10 protein-coding genes and 1 pseudogene are annotated in these 19020 nt (G+C 66.6%); 5 read left to right on the top strand and 6 right to left on the bottom strand.

All coding sequences use genetic code 11. From position 1 onward, the window contains the following. Positions 1 to 112 precede the first annotated feature (112 nt). On the top strand, positions 113 to 997 hold the full coding sequence (locus tag GH815_RS12085; protein WP_153749036.1) for a recombinase family protein: 885 nt from the start codon (positions 113 to 115) through the stop codon (positions 995 to 997). A gap of 20 nt (positions 998 to 1017) precedes the next feature. On the opposite strand, the pseudogene GH815_RS19485 reads toward GH815_RS12085, so the two are convergent. After that, positions 1018 to 1170: pseudogene (locus GH815_RS19485) on the bottom strand (PIN domain-containing protein); the annotation flags it as partial. A gap of 121 nt (positions 1171 to 1291) precedes the next feature. Between GH815_RS19485 and repA (GH815_RS12095) the strand changes: the two are divergent. The 3 genes from repA (GH815_RS12095) (at position 1292) to GH815_RS12105 (ending at position 9205) form a co-directional block, all read left to right on the top strand. Next, the gene (repA, locus tag GH815_RS12095; protein ID WP_153749037.1) at positions 1292 to 2476 is read left to right on the top strand and encodes a plasmid partitioning protein RepA; all 1185 of its coding nucleotides are present in this window, start codon (positions 1292 to 1294) and stop codon (positions 2474 to 2476) included. Then, entirely contained in the window at positions 2476 to 3468 is a 993-nt protein-coding gene (gene repB, locus GH815_RS12100) for a plasmid partitioning protein RepB (RefSeq protein ID WP_153749038.1), read from the top strand. The genes repA (GH815_RS12095) and repB (GH815_RS12100) overlap by 1 nt, the downstream gene beginning before the upstream one ends. Before the next feature lie 643 nt (positions 3469 to 4111). Then, positions 4112 to 9205, top strand: a complete 5094-nt coding sequence (locus tag GH815_RS12105; RefSeq protein WP_153749039.1) for a RecQ family ATP-dependent DNA helicase — start codon at positions 4112 to 4114, stop codon at positions 9203 to 9205. 14 nt (positions 9206 to 9219) lie between these two features. On the opposite strand, the gene GH815_RS12110 is transcribed toward GH815_RS12105, so the two are convergent. Both GH815_RS12110 and GH815_RS12115 read right to left on the bottom strand, forming a co-directional pair. Continuing rightward, entirely contained in the window at positions 9220 to 9789 is a 570-nt protein-coding gene (locus GH815_RS12110; protein ID WP_153749040.1) for a hypothetical protein, read from the bottom strand. A gap of 34 nt (positions 9790 to 9823) precedes the next feature. Further along, entirely contained in the window at positions 9824 to 15130 is a 5307-nt protein-coding gene (locus GH815_RS12115) for an ExeM/NucH family extracellular endonuclease (protein WP_211365077.1), read from the bottom strand. Positions 15131 to 15141: 11 nt separating this feature from the next. Here GH815_RS12115 and GH815_RS12120 point away from each other — a divergent pair, with 11 nt between their 5' ends. Beyond that, a complete protein-coding gene (locus GH815_RS12120; RefSeq protein WP_153749041.1) occupies positions 15142 to 15315 on the top strand; it encodes a hypothetical protein in 174 nt (57 codons plus the stop codon). A gap of 169 nt (positions 15316 to 15484) precedes the next feature. On the opposite strand, the gene repC is transcribed toward GH815_RS12120, so the two are convergent. The 3 genes from repC to repA (GH815_RS12135) form a co-directional block, all read right to left on the bottom strand. After that, on the bottom strand, positions 15485 to 16639 hold the full coding sequence (gene repC, locus GH815_RS12125) for a plasmid replication protein RepC (protein WP_153749042.1): 1155 nt from the start codon (positions 16637 to 16639) through the stop codon (positions 15485 to 15487). A gap of 182 nt (positions 16640 to 16821) precedes the next feature. Continuing rightward, positions 16822 to 17766, bottom strand: a complete 945-nt coding sequence (gene repB / locus GH815_RS12130; protein WP_153749043.1) for a plasmid partitioning protein RepB — start codon at positions 17764 to 17766, stop codon at positions 16822 to 16824. Then, positions 17756 to 18946 carry a plasmid partitioning protein RepA gene (repA, locus tag GH815_RS12135; RefSeq protein ID WP_153749044.1) on the bottom strand — a complete coding sequence of 397 codons (1191 nt, stop codon included), beginning with the start codon at positions 18944 to 18946 and terminating at the stop codon, positions 17756 to 17758. The genes repB (GH815_RS12130) and repA (GH815_RS12135) overlap by 11 nt, the downstream gene beginning before the upstream one ends. Between the last annotated feature and the right edge of the window lie 74 nt (positions 18947 to 19020).

Consider the following 19020-nt stretch of genomic DNA (forward strand, 5'->3'; position numbering starts at 1 on the left):
TCCGGCCCGAACCGCAGGAAACCGGGCCCCCGCGCACCCCGCAAACACCCTTGCATGCGATACCAACTGGCCGTTTACTGGCGACATCGCGAATTGTAAGGCGCCCTGCCCCATGCCCCTGATCGGCTATGCCCGCGTCTCGACCGAGGACCAGACCCCCCTGCCCCAGACCCAGGCCCTGAAATCAGCGGGCTGCGCCGAGATCCACGAGGAACAGGCCTCGGGCGGCAACCGTGCCCGCCCCGTGCTGGCCCGCGTGATGGAGAGGATCGGCAAGGGCGACACGCTGGTGGTCGTGCGCATCGACCGTCTGGCGCGGTCGCTGTCGCATCTGCTGGAGGTGATCGAGCGGCTGGAGGCCAAGGGCGCGCATTTCCGCTCGCTGCAAGACCCGATCGACACGGCCTCGCCGCAGGGCAAGTTCACGCTTCAGGTGCTGGGCGCCGCGGCCGAGTTCGAGCGTGCCCTGATCCGCGAGCGCACCGTGGCCGGGCTGGCCAGCGCCCGCGCCCAGGGCCGGATCGGCGGCAATCCCGGCCTGCGCGCCCGCGATCCGGCGGCGCTGCGCAAGGTGCGGCTCGCCCGGCTGGACGGCTACATGCAGCGTCTGGGCGAGACCGCGCAGGACTGGGTGCCGCATGTCCGCCGCCTGCGCCCCGACATGGCGTGGGAGGATGTGCTGCGCATCATCAACGCCCCCCTGCCCCCGGACCGGCGCTGGACCCAGAGCCGCCTGCTGCGCGCGGTCAAGTCCTATGTCCGCGACGGCTACCTGCCCGACACGGTCCTGGGCCGCGCCGGACGCCGCGAAACCGACGACCGCCTGCCCGCCATCGTTGCCGCGATCAAGGGCGCCGACCCCGACATCACCCTGCAAGCCATCTGCGACCGGCTTGAGGCGATGCGCGAACGCACCCCCCGCGGCCGGACACGCTGGCAGGTGTCATCGGTCAAGATGCTGCTGGACCGGGCAGAACGGTTGGGCTTGCTCGGCTGAGCAAGGAGGAAACGACCCGCTCATGCAAACGGGTTCACAATCCGCAACTGGTTTTCAACGAGCAGGCCATCTTGCATGTCCTCGCTCCACAGCGTGGTGCAACCCGCAATCAAGGCGCTGGCAACGATCATCGCATCGCAGATCGAAAAGCCGTAGCGTTCCGACAGGGCGCGGCGCCTGGCTGGGCACCAAATCTGGAAAGGGCTTGCGTGAATCCGGGCCTTCGGCAATAGTCACGGAAAATAACGGCCAAACGCCAAAATCCGTGAACACGCCGCAGGCGCGCGAGGGCAGATGAGCAGTGCCGATACACAGGAAGACCTGAACGCCGTTATCCGTCAGCACTCCGAATTGCTGGCGGCGCAACTGCATTCGCAGCGTGAGAGCCTGTTCCCGCCTGACGCATCGAAGTCCATGCGCAAGTTCACCTCGGGCGAAGCGGCGGCCCTGCTGGGGGTCAACGACTCATACCTCAGAAAGCTCCACCTCGATGGCAAGGGGCCTTCACCTGAAATCTCTTCGGGAAACCGCCGGCACTACTCGGCGAAGGATATCCAGAACCTGCGGGTTTTGCTGGAGAAAACGGCCCGGAAACCGGGCGACTACCTGCCGGGCCGTCGCGCGGGCGATCATCTCCAGATCATCGGCGTGATGAACTTCAAGGGCGGTTCCGGAAAAACGACATCCTCGGCGCATCTCGCACAGCGGCTGGCCCTCAAGGGTTACCGTGTGCTGGCAATCGACCTTGATCCCCAGGCGTCGCTGACGGCCCTGCATGGGGTTCAACCCGAATTCGACCTTCTGGATGGCGGTACGCTATACGACGCAATCCGCTACGAAGACCCGGTTCCGATCGCTCAGGTCATCCGCGAGACCTACATCCCGAACCTCGACCTGATCCCCGGCAACCTCGAACTCATGGAGTTCGAGCACGAAACCCCTCGGGCACTCGCCCGGAGCAACGCTGGCCTGTTCTTCTTTCGGGTGAAGGAAGCACTGGCGCAGGTCGATGAGCACTACGACGTTGTCGTGATCGACTGCCCGCCGCAACTCGGGTTTCTGACCATGTCCGCCCTGTCGGCCGCGACCGGCGTTCTCGTGACGATCCATCCCGAGATGCTCGACGTGATGTCGATGAGCCAGTTCCTCAGGATGACCGCCGACCTGATGGACGTCATTGCCGACAGCGGCGCCGACATGTCCCACGACTGGATGCGGTATCTCTTGACCCGCTACGAGCCGACGGACGCACCCCAGAACCGCATCGTCGCGTTCTTGCGCATGATGTATGGCGACAAGGTCCTGAACGCTCCCATGCTCAAGTCGACGGCGATTTCCGATGCGGGACTGACCAAGCAGACCCTCTACGAGGTCGAGCGAAGCGCCTTCACGCGCACGACCTATGACCGGGCCATCGAAAGCCTGAACGCGGTCAACGACGAGATCGCCCAACTCATTCAAAAGACCTGGGGGCGCTGATGACCGACAGCAAGAAGAAGCGGATGTCCATGCTCGACAGTCTCGCAACGGCGGGGACGCCCCCGGCGGCCGGCAGCATGATGTCGAGCAACCGCGCGCTGCGCTCTGCGCGTGATGCTGTGGATGCTCACCACGTCTGGGAACTCGATCCGGCCGAGATCCAGGACGAGCGGTATTCGGAGCGCCTCGATCCCCGGGATGTGCACGATCTTCGCGCGTCGATAGAACAGAACGGGCAGACCGTCCCCATCCTCGTTCGGCGTCACCCTGCCGAGACCAACCGTTATCTCCTCGTCTATGGACGCAGGCGGCTGGAGGCAATCCGTGCCTCCGACAGGGTGAGCAAGGTTCGCGCCCTTATCGCGAACCTTGATGATACGGCGGCGCTTCGCGCCCAGGTTTCGGAGAACACCGGCAGACGTGAACTCAGCTACATCGAGCGTGCGCTTTTCGCGCAGGAACTGCTCGATAGTGGCTTCGGCTCCCAGGCACAGATTGCCGAAGTGCTGAACGTGACCCGTTCGTCGGTGTCGATGTCGATCTCGGTCGCCAAGGCCGTCGGTCCAGCCCTGGCCCATGCAATCGGACCGGCCCACGGCGTCGGCCGCCCCCGGTGGGAGGCTTTGGCGAAGGAGCTTTCCGACACAGGGATCGATCAAGACGAACTATGCCAAGTGGCCCTTGATGTTCGCACCAAGGCAGCAGCCACCGAACAGAAAGACGAAGAGCCCCGAGCCGATCCATCCGTATCAGCTTTTGAAGCCGTCGCGCGGCACATGAAAAAGAGTGCCGCCCGGGCAGGTGGCACAAGGCCGAGACCGAAGACCAAGGCGCTTGTGATCGACGGCAAGACTGCAGGCGCCATCAAGAAGTCAAGTCGGGCGCTTCGGCTGGACCTGACAGATGTGGACGAGGCCTTCGCAGAGTGGCTCGATGCCCGCGCTCAGGACGTCCTTCAAGAGCTTCACGATCGCTGGAGACGCGAGACGTGAACAACGGCAGAGCAGCCTCTGCAAACGCCATGCCCGCAAACATGGCGACATCAGCCCCCGGCGGATACCTGCGCACCCTGACGTCCAGGGCCGCGGCGGGTGAGTTCTCCTGAGGGCCGATGGTCATGGCCCTGATCGGTCGGCGAAGCGCAGCTTGAGGTTCACAGCTGTGAACTCTGGTCATTGTCTCACGAACGAAGCCTGGAGGGAGCGGAAGGGCTGCGGGCCCTGAGATCGCGAGAGCGGCACCTTGCACCCGTCAGGAAGAAGGCCCTGTGACCAAAGCAGTCCACATCGCAGCCCATTCGCTCTGACAATCTTCTGGTAGGCCGGCCCTGCGTGCGGCCCGCACGCCATGCTGACGGTGTCACGGCCGCCTTGTTCGAGACCCCGGCCGGTGGTTTTCGCGGCCAGGCGCTGGCACGGCTGGAGTTGCTCGGCTGAGTTCAATTGGCATGCAAATCTTCCGTGCCGCGGAAGATGTCCAAGGCTTGCGTCCCCCCAGGAAATGCCCCGCATTGCGCCCTTGCCGCGCCAGGGGGACGTTCCGGCGCATCGGGCTTCGTCGACTTGACCTTGCCCGCAACTCGCGGCGAAGGTCGTTCGCGAACCTGCGACAGCGGCCCGGCGGAAATATTCCTGAATGTCCGACACTTCCCCGACCTTTCCGGCGCGCTGCGTTTCCGTCGATCTGGAGGTGGACCCGAGCACCGCACGCATCTTCGCGCTGGCGGCGGTGCGCCATGATGCCCCGCCGGTGCTGGCCAGGGGGGCCGGGCTGGACGACGCGCTGGATCGGCTGGAGGCGTTGCTGGGCGATGCCGACCACCTTATCGGCCACAACATCCTGCGCCACGACCTGCCCCATCTGGCGGCAGCGCGCCCGCGGCTGGCGGCACTGGCGGGGCGGGCGTTGGATACGCTGTGGCTGAACCCGCTGGCCTTTCCGCGCAACCCCTATCACCGGTTGGTCAAGCATCACCATGACGGGCGGTTGCAGGCGGGTCATGTCAACGATCCCGAACGGGATGCGCGGCTGGTCTTCGAGGTGCTGGAGGACCAGATCGACGCCTTTTCCCGGCTGGCCGCCGAAACGCCCGACGCCCTGACGGCCTATCACTACCTGACCACAAGGGCCGAGCCCTTTGCGGGCTTCGATGGGCTGTTCGCCCATCTCAGGGGCCAGCCCCAGCCCGCGGCCCCCGAGGCAGCGGCCGCGATCGGACGGCTTCTGGCGGACCGGGCCTGCGGGATACGGATCGCCGAGATGCTGGACCGGATCGGCGCGCCGCAACAGGGCTGGCCGACCGCCTATGCGCTGTCCTGGATTTCCGTGGCGGGCGGCGAGTCGGTGATGCCGCCCTGGGTACGCGCGACATTCCCCGAGGCGGCCCGCATCGTGCGGCAGTTGCGGGACACGGCCTGCGACGACCCCGCCTGCCGGTGGTGCCGCGAACAGGCCGATCCGCGGCGCGCGCTGGCCCGCTGGTTCGGCTTCGACGCCTTCCGCCCGAACCCCGTCGACGAGATGGGCCGCCCGCTTCAGGAACGCATCGTGGACGAGACGATGCAGGGGGCCAGCGTGCTGGGCATCCTGCCCACCGGCACCGGGAAATCGGTCTGTTACCAAGTACCCGCGCTGTCGCTGTTCGACCGGACCGGGGCGCTTTCGGTCGTGATCTCGCCGCTGGTCGCGCTGATGGCCGATCAGGTGGCGGGGCTGGAGCGGGCGGGCATCGCCTCGGCGGTGACGGTCAACGGGATGCTGTCGCTGCCCGAACGCCAGCAGGCGCTGGACCGGGTGCGGATGGGCGATGCGGCGATCCTTCTGATCTCGCCCGAACAATTGCGCAGCGTCTCGGTCCGCTCGGTGCTGGCGCAGCGCGAGGTGGGCCTGTGGGTCATGGACGAGGCGCATTGCCTGTCGAAATGGGGCCATGATTTCCGGCCCGATTACCGCTATGTCGGCCGCTTCATCCGCGAATTTTCGGGCGACGAGCCCCCTGTCCCGATCCTGTGCCTGACCGCCACCGCCAAGCCCGAGGTGGTGCGCGACATCCGCGCCCATTTCCGCGACCGGCTGGGGGTCGATCTGCTCTATCTCGATGGCGGCACGGTGCGCACCAATCTCAGCTTCGAGGTGCGCGAGACCGAGTCCAAGGCCAAGCTGGCCGACATCCTTGACGTGATCGGGCAGAAGCTGCCGGCCGAGGGGGCCTCGGGCGCGGTGGTCTATTGCGCGACCCGCGGCGGAACCGAACGGGTGGCCGAGTTCCTGAAAGCACAGGGGCTTGCCGCCGAACGGTTCCATGCCGGCCTGAAGCCCGAGGAAAAACGCGAGATACAGGAACGGTTCCGCGTCGGCGACTTGCGCGTGATCGCGGCCACCAACGCCTTCGGCATGGGCATCGACAAGCCCGATATCCGGCTGGTCGTGCATAGCGACATTCCCGGCTCGCTGGAAAACTACCTGCAAGAGGCAGGCCGTGCAGGCCGCGACCGTGCGCCTGCGAATTGCGTGCTCCTGTTCGCCTCGGACGATGTGGAACGGCAATTCGCGCTGTCGGCACGCTCGCGGCTGGCGCGCCACGAGATCGGCGCGATCCTCAAGGCGCTGAAACGGATCGACGCGCGCACAAGGCAATCGGGGATGGTGGTTGCCACGCCGGGCGAAATCCTGCGCGCCGAGCGCGATCAGGAATTCGAGCGCGACAGCGCCACCGATGACACCCGCGTCAAGACTGCCGTCTCCTGGCTGGAGGAGGCCGCGCTTCTCAGCCGCGAGGAGAACCGGGTCAATGTCTTCCCGTCGTCGCTGCGCGTGCGCAGCCTGCCCGAGGCCGAGAGGATCCTTTCGGCGGCCGAGATCACCGGCACGCGGCGGCGGCAACTGGCCGATATCGTGCGCCACCTGATGAACGCCCCGCCCGATCAGGGCATCTCGACCGACGAGTTGACCGGGATCAGCGGGCTGACGGGCGGCGGGCTGACACGGGCGATGGCCGATCTGGAAATCCTGGGGATCGCCACGAATGACGTGGCCGTGACGGTCTTTGTCCATGTCGGGGGCGACGGTGCCTCGGCCCATCGGCTGGCACAGGCCGGACGGCTGGAAGCCGACCTGATCGCGCTGATGCGCGAGGCCGCACCCGATGCCGAAGGCGCGGGCGCCCTGCCCCTGCATCTGGCCGAAACCTGCCAGGCGCTGCGCGACAGCGGCCACAGCGCCGTGCGCCCGGACCAGATCGAGCGGCTTTTGCGCGGCATGACGCAGGACGGGCGCGACATGGATGGCGGGCGGGGCAATATCCGGCTGCGCAAGGCAAGCCGCAACACGGTCGCGGTGACACTGCAACGGTCCTGGGCGGTGCTGGAACAGACCGCGGCGCTGCGCCGCCAGGCCGGCGATCTGCTGCTGGGCCATCTGGTCGGCAAGGTGTCGCGCGGCACGCGCGGCAAGGATATCCAGGTCGAGACGACGCTGGGCGATCTGCTGGCCGCGCTGACCGGCGATGCCTTCCTGCGCGGCGCGGTGCAGGACATGACCCGGCTGATGCATCGCGCGCTCTTGTGGATGCACGAACAGGAGGCGGTGACGCTGGGCCGGGGGCTGACGGTCTTCCGGCCCGCCATGACGATCCACCTGCGACCCGGCGGCGAACGCTTTACCCAGACGCATTTCACGCCCCTCGACGAACATTACGTCGAACAGACGCTGCAAACCCATGTCATGGCCGCCTATGCCCAGACGGGGCTTGCCGCAATGGATCAGGCCCAGCGGCTATCCGAGGATTATTTCATGTTGGACCGCGATGCCTTCCTGCGCCGCTGGATGCCCGGCAAGGGCGCGGAAATCCGGCGCCAGACCACCCCGGCCTCGTGGAAGGCGATCGTCGAGGTACTGGGCAATCCCGTCCAGCAGAAGATCGTCACCGACGAGCGCGACCAGACCAACGTGCTGGTTCTGGCCGGGCCGGGCTCGGGCAAGACGCGGGTGCTGGTGCATCGCATCGCCTGGCTGATCCGGGTGCGCCGCGAAGACCCGCGCGGCATCCTCGTGCTCAGCTACAACCGCCACGCCGCCGCCGAAATCCGGGCACGCCTGCGCCATCTGATCGGCGACGAGGCCAATGGCGTCACGGTCTCGACCTGCCATGCGCTGGCGATGCGCCTTGTCGGCGCCAGTTTCGCCGCCGAGACCCGCGATTTCGACGGCATCGTGCTGGAGGCCGTGCGCCAGTTGACCGGCGAGGGGCTGACCAGAACCGAGGCCGAGGCACAGCGCGAGACCCTGATCCAGGGGTATCGCTGGATTCTGGTCGATGAATACCAGGATATCGGCCCCGAGGAATACGCCCTGATCGCCGCCGTGGCGGGCCGCACGCTGGACGACCCGGACCTGCGGCTGAGCCTGTTCGCCGTGGGCGATGACGACCAGAACATCTATGCCTTCGCGGGCGCCTCGATCCGCTTCATCCGCCAGTTCGAGGCCGATTATCGCGCGAAACCCGAATTCCTGGTCGAGAATTACCGCTCGACCCGCCACATCATCGAGGCCGCGAATGCGGTGATCGGCCCCGCCGCCGACCGGATGAAGGCCGGGCACGAGATCACCATCGACCGCCGCCGCGCCAGCGACCTGCCGGGCGGCGCGCTGGCCGCGCTGGATCCGGTGGCGCAGGGGCGCGTGCAGCTTCTGCGCTGTCCCGCGGGTGACGAGGCGCAGGCCATGGCCGCACTGGACGAATTGCAGCGCCTTGCCCGGCTCGATCCCGACTGGCGCTGGTCGCGCGCCGCAATCATCGCCCGCGACTGGCGCAGGCTGGAACCCGTCCGCGCCCATGCCGAGGCCCGCGGCATCCCGGTCGAGCTGGCCAATGAAAGCCTGCCGGGCATCTGGCGGCTGCGCGAGATGCAGGCCTTCGTCGCCCGCCTGCGCCGCAACCCGTCGCGGCTGATGGGGATCGGCGATCTTCTGGCCGAACTGGACGAGATTGCGCGCAACCGCTGGACCGACCTGATCGCCGAGGGTGTGGCCGCCCTTGCCCGCGACCTTGCCGACAAGGCGATGCCGGTGCCCGATGTGATCGACTGGTTCGCCGACTGGGCGCGCGATACACGCGGCGAACAGCGCGGGCTGTTGCTGTTGACCGCGCATCGGGCCAAGGGGCTGGAATTCGACGACGTGGCGATCCTCGATGGCGGCTGGCATGCACCGTCGCGCGGCGAGGATGCCGATGCGCCGCGGCGGCTGTTCTATGTCGCCATGACCCGTGCGCGGCGCAGCCTTTCGGTGATCGCGCAGGGCACGCATCCCTTCCTGACGCCCGGCGCGGGGGCCGTTCTGGCGCGCGATGTCACCCCCTGCCCCGACGGCCCGCCCGTGCCCGCGCATCGCTACCTGATGCCCGATCCCAAGCTGGTCGATCTGTCCTATGCCGGGCGACTGCGCGACGACCACCCGGCCCTTGCGGCGATCACGGCAGCGCAGGTGGGCGATCCCGTCACGCTGGCCTTGCACAGCGATCGCTGGATGCTGCACGACGCCGCCGCGCGCCCGTTGGGCCGCATGGCGCGCGCCTATGCGCCCCCCGCGGGGCTGGAGCTTCTCAGCGGCAAGGTTGGCGCCGTCCTGCGCTGGCGCAAGACCGACAATGCCGAGGAATACCGCGACCAGATCAGGCGTGAGGAATGGGAGGCGATACTGCCCGAACTGGTCTTCGGCCGGACCGCGTGACCGCCCCCTGTCCCTCAGGCCCGCGCGCCGCGGCGCAGGGCCAGCATCGCCCCCAGCCCCGCCAGCAACAGCGGCAGCCCCGCGGGCAGCGGCACCGGCGCAAGCTGGCCCTCGCCCAGGGCCGCGACCGCATAGACCGCGCCATCTTGCAGCCCGGCCAGCGGATCGGCGCCCACAGGGTCGATGAAGAACAGCTCGACCCGCAGCGCGTCGCCAAACAGCGCGGCGCCGCTGCCGATGAGCATGCCAAAGACCAGCGTCAGCAGATCCTCCTCGGCGGACACCGAGGTCAGCAGACCGCCGAGGAAGAGCTCGGCCCCCTGGTAGAGATCGAGAAAGCCGCCCAGCGTGCGGTAGGGGTCGGCCTGATCGAAAAACAGGGCCAGATCGACGGTCAGCCCGGCCGAAAGCCCCGGGCCGTTCACCAGCGCATCGGCGCCGAACAGCGTCAGGTCGCCCGCGCCGCCAAAGGCGGTGAACGCGGCCTCGCCATAGGGCAGGTCGATAACCGGCGCGGCGCCCGCGGACAGCGCCGGAAAGGCGGCCGCCAGCGAGAGCGCGAGCGAAGCAAGCAGGTTGCGCATGTTCTTGTCCCCTTTTACCTTTTCAAACCGACGCTCAGGCCATCGCCCAGGAGAAGTTCTCGATGAAGGTGATGTTGTCCACATCGACGCCCGCGCCCTGGATATAGATCGCGTCGTTCATGCCCAGCGGATCGTCGAGATAGACGACCACGCTGGACCCGGCCTTCTGGATGCTGGCCACGCTGACCCCCACACCCAGCCCGATCGCGTCCACGCCGACCTCGTAATCGAGGATCGTGTCGCGCTCGCGCACGCCGTTCAGGGCCTCGTCGCCGAAGAAGAAGACATCGGCCCCTGCCCCGCCCGTCTGGGTGTCGAAATTGCCCGCCCCGCTGACGATCACATCGTCGCCATCGGTGCCCACCAGCCGGTCGCGGCCCGCGCTGCCGAAGACGAAGTTGAACTCGGGCTCGTCGATCACGGTATCCGCGCGCCATTGCAGGTTCTGGATCCGCGCGTCGCTGTCGCGGCCCGCATCCTCGATGGCAAAGGCGGTTTCGGGCGTGGCATGGTTGGCCGCCAGATATTCGGCAAAGGCATCCTGTTCGGTGCCGTTGTCGGCAAAGACCGCCACGCCGTCGCGCAGACCGTCGGCCACCCCGTCGCCATCCAGATCGGTCAGGTTGACCCGGTTCGTCGCCGCCCCGGTCGGGAAGGGATAGCCGTCCCCGCCATCGGCCAGGAAGCCCAGCGTCACGATCCGCACCCCGGCCGATCCATCGCCCACCAGCACGCCGTCGCGCATCAGGACATCCAGATCGTTGCCCTCGGCATCGGTGATCGCGGCATTGACGATCCGCGCGCCTGCGGGCTGCGAGGGGTCATGGCTGAACTGCACGCCCGAGACCTGCGGGAACTGGCCCGCCGCGCCCGGCAGACCGGCAACGCCATGTTCCAGCAGCGCCACCAGCTCGGCCCGGGTGACGGTCAGCAGCGTCAGGTCGTTGTTGAAGGCCAGCGCCGCCTTGATGTCGGCCTCGGAGATGCCGCCCTCGGGCTTGATGACATTGCCCGCGCTGTCGGTGATCTCGCTGTTGGCCTGCCGCACATAGCCGGTGCCGCCCGCGGGCACCACCGTCTCGCCGATCGAGGCGCGGATGCCGCCGCCATTCTTGATCGAGACCATCACGGCGTCATCATATTGCCGCGCATAGGCAAGGTTGGCATCCGCCGTCAGGTTGCCCAGGTTGGTTTCCTGCACCCGCACCCCGTCAGGATCGCTGCCCGAGGCCGTGCCCGAACGGTTGCCGTTCAGGAAGACCGAGGAAATCCCGAAGACATTGCTTTCGGTCGCGATGATCTGGGCCTCGATGGCCGACACGATGGCGGCCACCTCGGGATCGACCATCCCCTCGGCCCCAAGGGCGGCGACGCCCATAGCATCCGTGGCATAGGCCCCCGAAACGGCGGGATCGTAGCTTTCGGGGATGATCCGGCCCTCGGCGTCGAAATCGATGACCAGGCGGCCGACATATTTGTAGCTGCCATCGGTGTTCACCACCGCGGTCACCCCGCCATCGGCATTGTCGACGAAGATCGGATAGGTTCCCTGCACGCTGTCGCCGTCGATCACCCGGTCATTCTCATCGAAGAGCCGCGTGTTCGACCCGCCCGCCACGATCACGTCGACGCCCGACAGGCGGCCGGCCAGCGCGATCTCGATATTCAGCACCTGCATATGCGCCAGCAGGATGACCTTGTTCATTTCGGGCGTTGCGGCCAGCAGCGCATCGACCTCGGCCTGGATGATCGCGGCCAGCGCGTCCAGCTCGGCCTCGGTCGGCGTGGTGCCGGCCCAGACCGGTGCGATGGTGACGTTGCCGGGGCTGGAGATGCGGCCCAGCGTCGGCGTGACCGCGCCCACGACGCCGATCGGTTCGCCATTCACGTCGATCACGGTCGAGGAGGTGATCGAATTGGCCTGCGGCGCCTGCCCGCCAGCCACCGCAAGCGGGGCAAGGTTCGCGTCGGTCGTGACGTCGAGATTGGCCCCGAGATAGGGCATCGCCGTGCCTGCGAAATCCAGCCCCCCCAGCGCCGTGCCCGACAGCGCCGAGAAATTGCCCGGCGCCGCGCCGCTGATCAACCCGGCCAGAACCGCGGTGCCCTTGTCGAATTCGTGATTGCCGAAGGCGACGGCTTGGAAGCCCATCTCGTTCAGGATCTGGATATCCGCGATCCCGCCCGAGCCGAACGCCGCCGCCGAGGCATCGAAGAACACCCCCGGAATGAACGAATCCCCCGAGGCCAGCCGGATCGTGTTGTCGGGAAGCCCGTCATTGCCCAGATCCTGCGCCTCCAGCGCGTTCAGCACAGCCGAGGCGTTGGGCGCGTAAAGGATCGAGCTGCCCGAGCCTTCCTGATCGGCCATGTGCAGGATTTCCAGCGTGTAGACCATCGGCGCGATGCCGAAATCGAGCCCGACAAGGATCGGGTCATGGTCCGAGGAGCGGAACGCATCATCGCTGTAAAGCGCGGGGTTGCGGCCGAAATCGAGATTGTAGTCGAAGGCGTCCGGCTCGTCGGCATTGATGTTCCAATAGGCCGCGCCGGTCACCTTGGCCGCCAGCCCGCGCGAGGCCAGCGCATAATCCAGCGTGCCGGTCTGGCCGTCGAAGACATAGCTGATGCCCGCGGGGTCATGGATCGCGCCCAGATCGGTGTAATCGTCCGCCGTGCCCGCGACACCATCGGCGCCGCGCAGGATCGTCGTGATCGGGTCTTCCTTCCGGTAGGCGTTCAGATCGCCCAGGATCAGGATGTCATCCTCGCCTGTGCCGGTCGGATCGCTGGCCAGCCAGTCGACCAGCGCCTCGGCCGCGAGCGTGCGCACGGTGGAACTGGCCCCCTGCCCGTCCCCGATGTCGATATCGCCGCCCACGGCCGAGCCCTTGGATTTCAGATGGGTGACCACGGCGGTAAAGCTTTCGCCCGAGGCGATCTCGGTGAAGGTCTGCGCCAGCGCCGGGCGCTGCACGCCGACACTGGCAAAGCGGACATCCACGGTTTCGTCCAGCAGCGCGAAATCGCCGTTCAGCGTGACGGTGGTGGTGTCGTAGATGAACGCGACCTTGATCGCGTCGCCCTCCAGCACGCCACCCATCGCGCCCTCGATCGGGCCGGTGTCGACATGTGCATAGCTGCCCCCCGCAGCGTTCAGCGCGGAAACCAGCGCAATCAGCGAGGTCGAGCCCATCGGATCGTTCTCGATCTCGATCAGGCCGACCACATCCGCCGCCACCGCCTTGATCGCGGCCACGAGTTTTGCCTCCTGCCGCTCGAACTCGGCCACCGAATTGGCGCCGCGCGGGGCAAGCGTGCCATCGGGGCCGGTCGTGCCGGTGATGGTGGTGAAATAGTTCAGCACGTTGAAGGCCGCGACCTTCAGCGTGCCGCCCACATCCGGCGGCGCAGCCGCGCGCGGGTTGGTCTGGATCAGATTGCCTTCGCTGGGCAGGTGGATGCGGTATTCGGGCTCTTCGCTGGACGAGGCGGAATCCTCGGAATAGCTGAGCACCCCGGTCAACCCGGTATAGACATCGCCCATCCGGAACACGTCGCCCCCGTCCAGACGCCCGTCCGCGCCCAGAAACGGCACCAGCAACTCGGCCGGGTTCTGCACGTTCAGCCCGTCATCGAGCACCACAGAGCGCGCGGCGACCTGTTTCAGGTGCTCCTGATAGCCCTCGACGCTGGGCTCGTTGACCTGGGTAAAGGTCTCGATCCGTCCATCCGAGGTCAGCCGGATCGTGCCGAAGCGGTCGAGCTGGAACAGTTCGCTGACCGTCATCTCCTGCGGGATGGTGACGCGCATCCCCTCATAGGCTTCGAGGTTGGCGACGTAATCGCCATCCGCATCGCGCAGCACCGTGGCCGTGGGAAAGGTCAGGACCACCGCCTGGGGCAGGTCATGGCCGCCCGATTCGACGTTGACCGAGGCCGCAGCGATCCGCGTCTCGCCGAAATGTTCCTGCACCACGCCCGCGACGGTGACCAGATCGCCAACCGCAACCGCGGCGGTTGCGGCAATGAGAATCCCCTCGGACGACCAGGGGTCGTCATCGGCATCGGCATCCTCTTCCTGGATGTAGAACCCGCCCAGCCCCGGCAGGACCTGGGTCACGATGGCCTGCACCCGCACCGACTGGCCCAGCAGCGGGCTTTCATCCGCCGCGCCCGGCACCCCGACCAGCGTGCCATCGACAAGGTTGGTCGAGCCTTGAACCTGATGGATCTTGACGTCCTGATAGGCATCCTCGTCGATGCCGAACGTCCCCGCCCTGGGATTGTTCACGGCGGGATCGTTGTTGAAATCGAGGATGCGGAAATCCGCCGCCGTATCGGTATCGACCCCGTCCACCACGCGCGCCGCCCCCGCAGGCAGGAAGGTTCCGTCCGGCCCGACCACCGGCGCGCCGAAGAAGAACGTGTCCCCTGCCCCGCCATCGGTGACGCCGACCGCGTCCAGCACGATCTCGGCCCCGGTGACGGTTCCGCCCGCAATCGAGGCGGTCTCGACAAGCGCCAGCGTGTAGCTGCCGTTCTCGATGAAGTTCAGCGGAATATCCGCGTTCGGCGTGGCGCCATAGGCGCCTGCCACCAGGGCATTGCCCACAAGGAAAAAGCCGTTCTCGCCGAGGGCGTGATCGTCGGCAAAATCGAAGCGCGCGTCGATCTGCCCGATCGCGCTGCCCGCATCGCCCTCGACCACGATCAGGCTGAGGCCCGCCAGCGACTGGCCGGGCTGGCCGAACAGTTCGACATATTCGACATCGGTGCTGACGGTCGAGCCCAGCACCGCGTTGATCACCAGCGTCTGCGCGGCACCGTAGGAGCCCAGCGGGAAGGGCATCGCCGCAGCGGCATTCGAGGTCTGGTTGTCATTGGCATCCTTGCCTGAGAACAGCCATTCGGACGGGTCGAAGGTGGCGCTGGGGGTCGCGCCCGCCTTGCGATAGGCCCAGCCATCCTCGTAATCCCAGACCGTTCCGGTGCCGTCCACATCCGGCTCGCCGAACAGATCGACCACCACGCCCGCGCGGAACAGCTCGATCGCGTCATCGCCATTGATCGTGGCCGCGGCAGAGGTGAAATCGGGCGCGAAGCCGAAATAGGCGGCAAACCCGGTGCTTTCGGTCGCGACGTAGATATGACTGCCCCGGCTGGCCGCAATCGCGGGGAAGGTGAATTCCTGCCCGTCCGTGCCGCCCCCGTTATTGGCCGAGCCAAGCCCGTAGATCGACAGATCGGCAATATCCTCAATGACATAAAGCTCGACTGCCTTGGGCAGGCCGCCCGTTAGCGGGCCGTCGAAGACGCCGGTGATCAGCAAGCTGGACATGAGAACCCCTGTTGTTCGCGCTGACGAAAGCAATCCGGGGCGTAGCGGCGATTGTTAACGATTTGTGCACCGCTAGCCGAAGCTTTCCTGACAGTTCGATGACGCCGGAAGGGCGTGAGATCTGCATGAGTATCGTTCAACCTGTTGTTCGTATTGTTATTTTCTTTTCGGCAGCGGGAATTTGACGGAGGGTAGCCAACTCCCCTCCTGTTGCTCGCGTTTCTCCAGGGGTTTCGGGCCGGTCCGGATCGTCATCCGAAGCCCGTGCCTGCGAGCGCGCTCCGTGCAGTCAGGAGGCGGTCACACCTGAGAGCGCAGCAAGTGACAGGGGCGGCCAAGTTGACAGCTGTCAACTCACGCCGCCCTTGGTCGCAGCAGCGCCATCACCATCGGGCCGGGCGAAAACTGCCCATCGGCGGCCTTGCGTGACAGGCTGCGCAGATAGCCGCCGGGCGACTGGATGTCAGAGACCCGTTGCAGGATTGCGGCCAGCGTGACCGCGGCCGCCTCGGGCCCCATTTTCCGCTGCGCTTCGGCCCAGGCATCGGGGGTTACGCCCATCATGCCGCGTACATGCCCGGCAAGTGCCACCAGTTCGTGCCAGTGGCGCGGCGGACTGGGGGCGTAGTCCAGGATATCGGGACAGGCTTTCAGCACCAGCGCCAAGGGGAGGGCAGGGCGGGCAGGGTTGCCTTCTGCCTGCGTCTTTTCACGGCAAGGTTCAAATTCAAGGATATTGGAGTCTGAATTCTGATAGTGCCGCTCATTTTCGCGGTCACTGCCGCCCATTTCTTCTGTTTCCAGCAGCAACGCGGCGATGTCGTCATGCAGCGCGGTCAGCTTTTCCCGCAGGGCTTCCAGTTCGTGCAGGGGCAGCTTGCGGCGCATCGCGCTGTGGATGTCGTGCAGCCGGGCGCCTGGCGTGGCCCAGTCGCCGGGCAGGCCGGCCTCGGTTGCGTAGGCGATCAGCTTGACGGCGTCGCGCTTCAGCAGGGTCAGGTCTTCGCGCAGGCGGCGCATCCGGGCCGCGGCGGCGCGGGCCTCGGCGGCGGCATGGGTGATCTGGCGGGCGTGGACCAGCAGCGGGCGCAGGTCGAAGCCGAAGGCGCGGGCGATCGTGCCGCCGGGGCCGCGGGTGGCATAGCGCTTGCCGTTGGGGCTGTCATGGCGGGCGATCAGGCCAGCGGCGACCAGCGCGGCCAGATGGCGGCGCAGCGTGCTTTCGGCCATGCCATGCGCGCGTTCGGACAGCGCCGTGTTCGAGGGGAAGACGATCAGCGGCGTGTCGGCGGACAGCATCGTGCCGGGGTGAAAGCTGAGCAAGGCGTTCAGAACCGTCAGGTCGCGGTCGCTGACGCCAAAGGCGGCGCGGGCGGTGCAAAGCTCGCGGAACAGGTGCCATTTGTCGAGTTCGGCGATGCTGGCGGGGCGGCGGGCTTCGCGCGCGCGCTCCAGCAGGGCAGCCGTCACGGGCCGCCGCCCAAAGGGCGTCGTTGTCAGATGCTGCATGGTCGATCACGAGGCAAAACTTTTTCGGCCGCCCGCAACGACGCCTGTTGACAGCTGTCAACTCATGGCCCAGAATCGGAGGTGCTAGACAACGATTGGGGCCTCTCGGGATACGTCTCGGGGGGCTTCTTCTTTGGTCCTGCCTGTCCTGTGCCTCCTTTTTGGTTGCGCTGCTCTTGCTCTCACTTCCCGCGGGCGGTGGCCCATTCGCGGTGAAGACGGGCGAGGTTGTCGACGAGCCAATCCTCGAAACCCTCGGCGGTCCGGTTCTCGACGGCGACAACGGTGGTTCCGCGCTTGCGGGCAACACGGGCCAATGCGGCGCCGCCTTCGGTCAGCACGGTCTGCGGCGGGGGCGCAGGGGGGCGCGGGCGGACCAGCGCGGCCATCACCGCCTCGAACCGTGCATCCGAGGTTTCGCCCCTGGCCTCGGCGGTCAGGTCGCGGCCCTTGAGCCTGTCGGCCAGCGCCATCCAGCGGTCGCGCCCGATCCCCGGGGCCGAGCCGATGGCCTCGATCAGCGCGACGGGCACCCGGTCGGCCACGGAAAGCATGCGTGAAATCAATGTCTTGTCGACATGAAGGGCGTCGCAGATCACCTTGCGGTCATAGCCCGCATCGCGCATCTGGCGCGCGAAATTCGCCCGTTCGACAAAGCTGAGATCGCGCCGCGCGGCGTTTTCCTGGCCCTGCGCGATCACCAGCGCGCGGTCGTCCAGCACCCGCACCATCGCCTTGACCGGCATGTGCAGCGCCTTGAGCGCGGCAACGCGGCGGCGACCATAGACCACCTGATAGCGTTCCGCGTCATTCGGATTGGGCCGCAGCAGCACCGGCACCTGTTGGCCGTAAAGCCGTATGGATTCAATCAGTTGCGCCAGATCTGGGTCTTCGGCGTCCAGCCGGTCGCGAAACCCGCCGCTGTCGATCATGCGCGGATCGACCTCGGAGATTGCGCGGGATTTCAGTTCGGCGATGGATTGGCTGACCGCCCCGATCGCACCCTTGGAATAGCGCGGCTTCGCGGCATCGACGCGCGCCTGCGGCGGGGCAGGGGAGGGGGGGGCGGCCCCGGGATCGGCCGATTTCGTCTCAAGCAGCCCTTTCAACAGATCCTTACGTGCCATCGCCGCGCCCCCATGCTTTCTGCACCAGCGCCTCGATCTCGTCATTGACGGCGTTGAGGCTTTCCATCGCGCGTTCATAGGTTGCGCGGGTGAACTGGGTCTTTTCCACCTCGTAAAGCGTCTGCTTGGTGATCCCGGCATCCGAGATCGCGGTGGATTTCAGCATCGGGTGGTTCAGCACATGATCGCCGAACATCGAGCGCATGAAGCTGACCATCTGGTTCTGCGGCCCGTCGCCGGGTTCGTAGCGGGTAATCAGGTAGCGCAGCCAGTCATAGGACATGTCGGCACCCGCCTCGGAGACGACGCCCAGAAGGTTCGAGACCATCAGCAGGAACTGGCACATCGACATCACGTCGAGCATCTGGGGATGGACCGTCACCAGAACGGCCGTTGCGGCCGACAGCGCGGACATGGTCAGAAAGCCAAGCTGCGGGGGGCAGTCGATCACGACGACATCGTAGTTTTCCTCGACCTGGGCCAGCGCGTCGCCGACACGGGTGAAGAACAGGCTGCCCGAGCGGTTGGCCAGCGCCCGCGGCGTTTCATGCTCGAACTCCATCAGGTCGAGATTGCCGGGGATGATGTCGAGATTGGTGAAATAGGTCTTCTGGATGATGTCGCCCAGCGGCGCGGGGTCGTCATAGCGGATCGCGTCATAAAGCGTGCCGCCGTCCAGAAGGTCGAATTCCGGCTGGAACCCGTGCAGCGCCGACAGGCTGGCCTGCGGGTCAAGATCCACCGCCAGCACGCGGTAGCCGTCCAGCGCCATCTTTTGCGCCAGATGCGCGGCGGTCGTGGTCTTGCCCGAGCCGCCCTTGAAATTGATGACGGTGATGACCTGAAGATGATCGCCCGCCCGCCGTCCGGGCCGGTAGGTGCCGGGGCTCTTGGCGCCGGCCTCAAGGAACTTGCGCAGCGCCTGGATGTCCTCGGGCGTGTAATAGCGCCGCCCGTTGCCGCGAATCTCGGGGCTTGGACCCTTGCCGTCCAGATGCAGCTTGCGCAGGTAGGCATCCTTGACGCCCAGCAGTTGCGCGACCTCTCCGCTGGTGAACTTGCGCAGCGTGCGCCGTGCGTCCGGCGGGAAAAGCTGTGCCCTATGTGCTTGCAATCGCTCGGAAAGTGTCTGAGCGTGCTCGCCGACCAACAGGTCGATGCGTTCCTGCCTGTGCGCCATTTCTGCCCTCGGAGCCGGAACCGTTTGTTACGGTTTCCCGCGTTTTGTTCCGTTTGTACCGTATATTACTGGCC

This window comes from Rhodovulum strictum (genome assembly GCF_009649175.1).
Taxonomy (GTDB): Bacteria; Pseudomonadota; Alphaproteobacteria; order Rhodobacterales; family Rhodobacteraceae; genus Rhodovulum; species Rhodovulum strictum.

What these genes read in the sequence shown, in the direction of transcription:
- GH815_RS12085 (WP_153749036.1), top strand. Translation starts at nt 113, where the DNA reads ATGCCCCTGATCGGCTATGCCCGCGTCTCGACCGAGGACCAGACCCCC.
- repA (WP_153749037.1), top strand. Translation starts at nt 1,292, where the DNA reads ATGAGCAGTGCCGATACACAGGAAGACCTGAACGCCGTTATCCGTCAG.
- repB (WP_153749038.1), top strand. Translation starts at nt 2,476, where the DNA reads ATGACCGACAGCAAGAAGAAGCGGATGTCCATGCTCGACAGTCTCGCA.
- GH815_RS12105 (WP_153749039.1), top strand. Translation starts at nt 4,112, where the DNA reads ATGTCCGACACTTCCCCGACCTTTCCGGCGCGCTGCGTTTCCGTCGAT.
- GH815_RS12110 (WP_153749040.1), bottom strand. Translation starts at nt 9,789, where the DNA reads ATGCGCAACCTGCTTGCTTCGCTCGCGCTCTCGCTGGCGGCCGCCTTT.
- GH815_RS12115 (WP_211365077.1), bottom strand. Translation starts at nt 15,130, where the DNA reads ATGTCCAGCTTGCTGATCACCGGCGTCTTCGACGGCCCGCTAACGGGC.
- repC (WP_153749042.1), bottom strand. Translation starts at nt 16,639, where the DNA reads ATGCAGCATCTGACAACGACGCCCTTTGGGCGGCGGCCCGTGACGGCT.
- repB (WP_153749043.1), bottom strand. Translation starts at nt 17,766, where the DNA reads ATGGCACGTAAGGATCTGTTGAAAGGGCTGCTTGAGACGAAATCGGCC.
- repA (WP_153749044.1), bottom strand. Translation starts at nt 18,946, where the DNA reads ATGGCGCACAGGCAGGAACGCATCGACCTGTTGGTCGGCGAGCACGCT.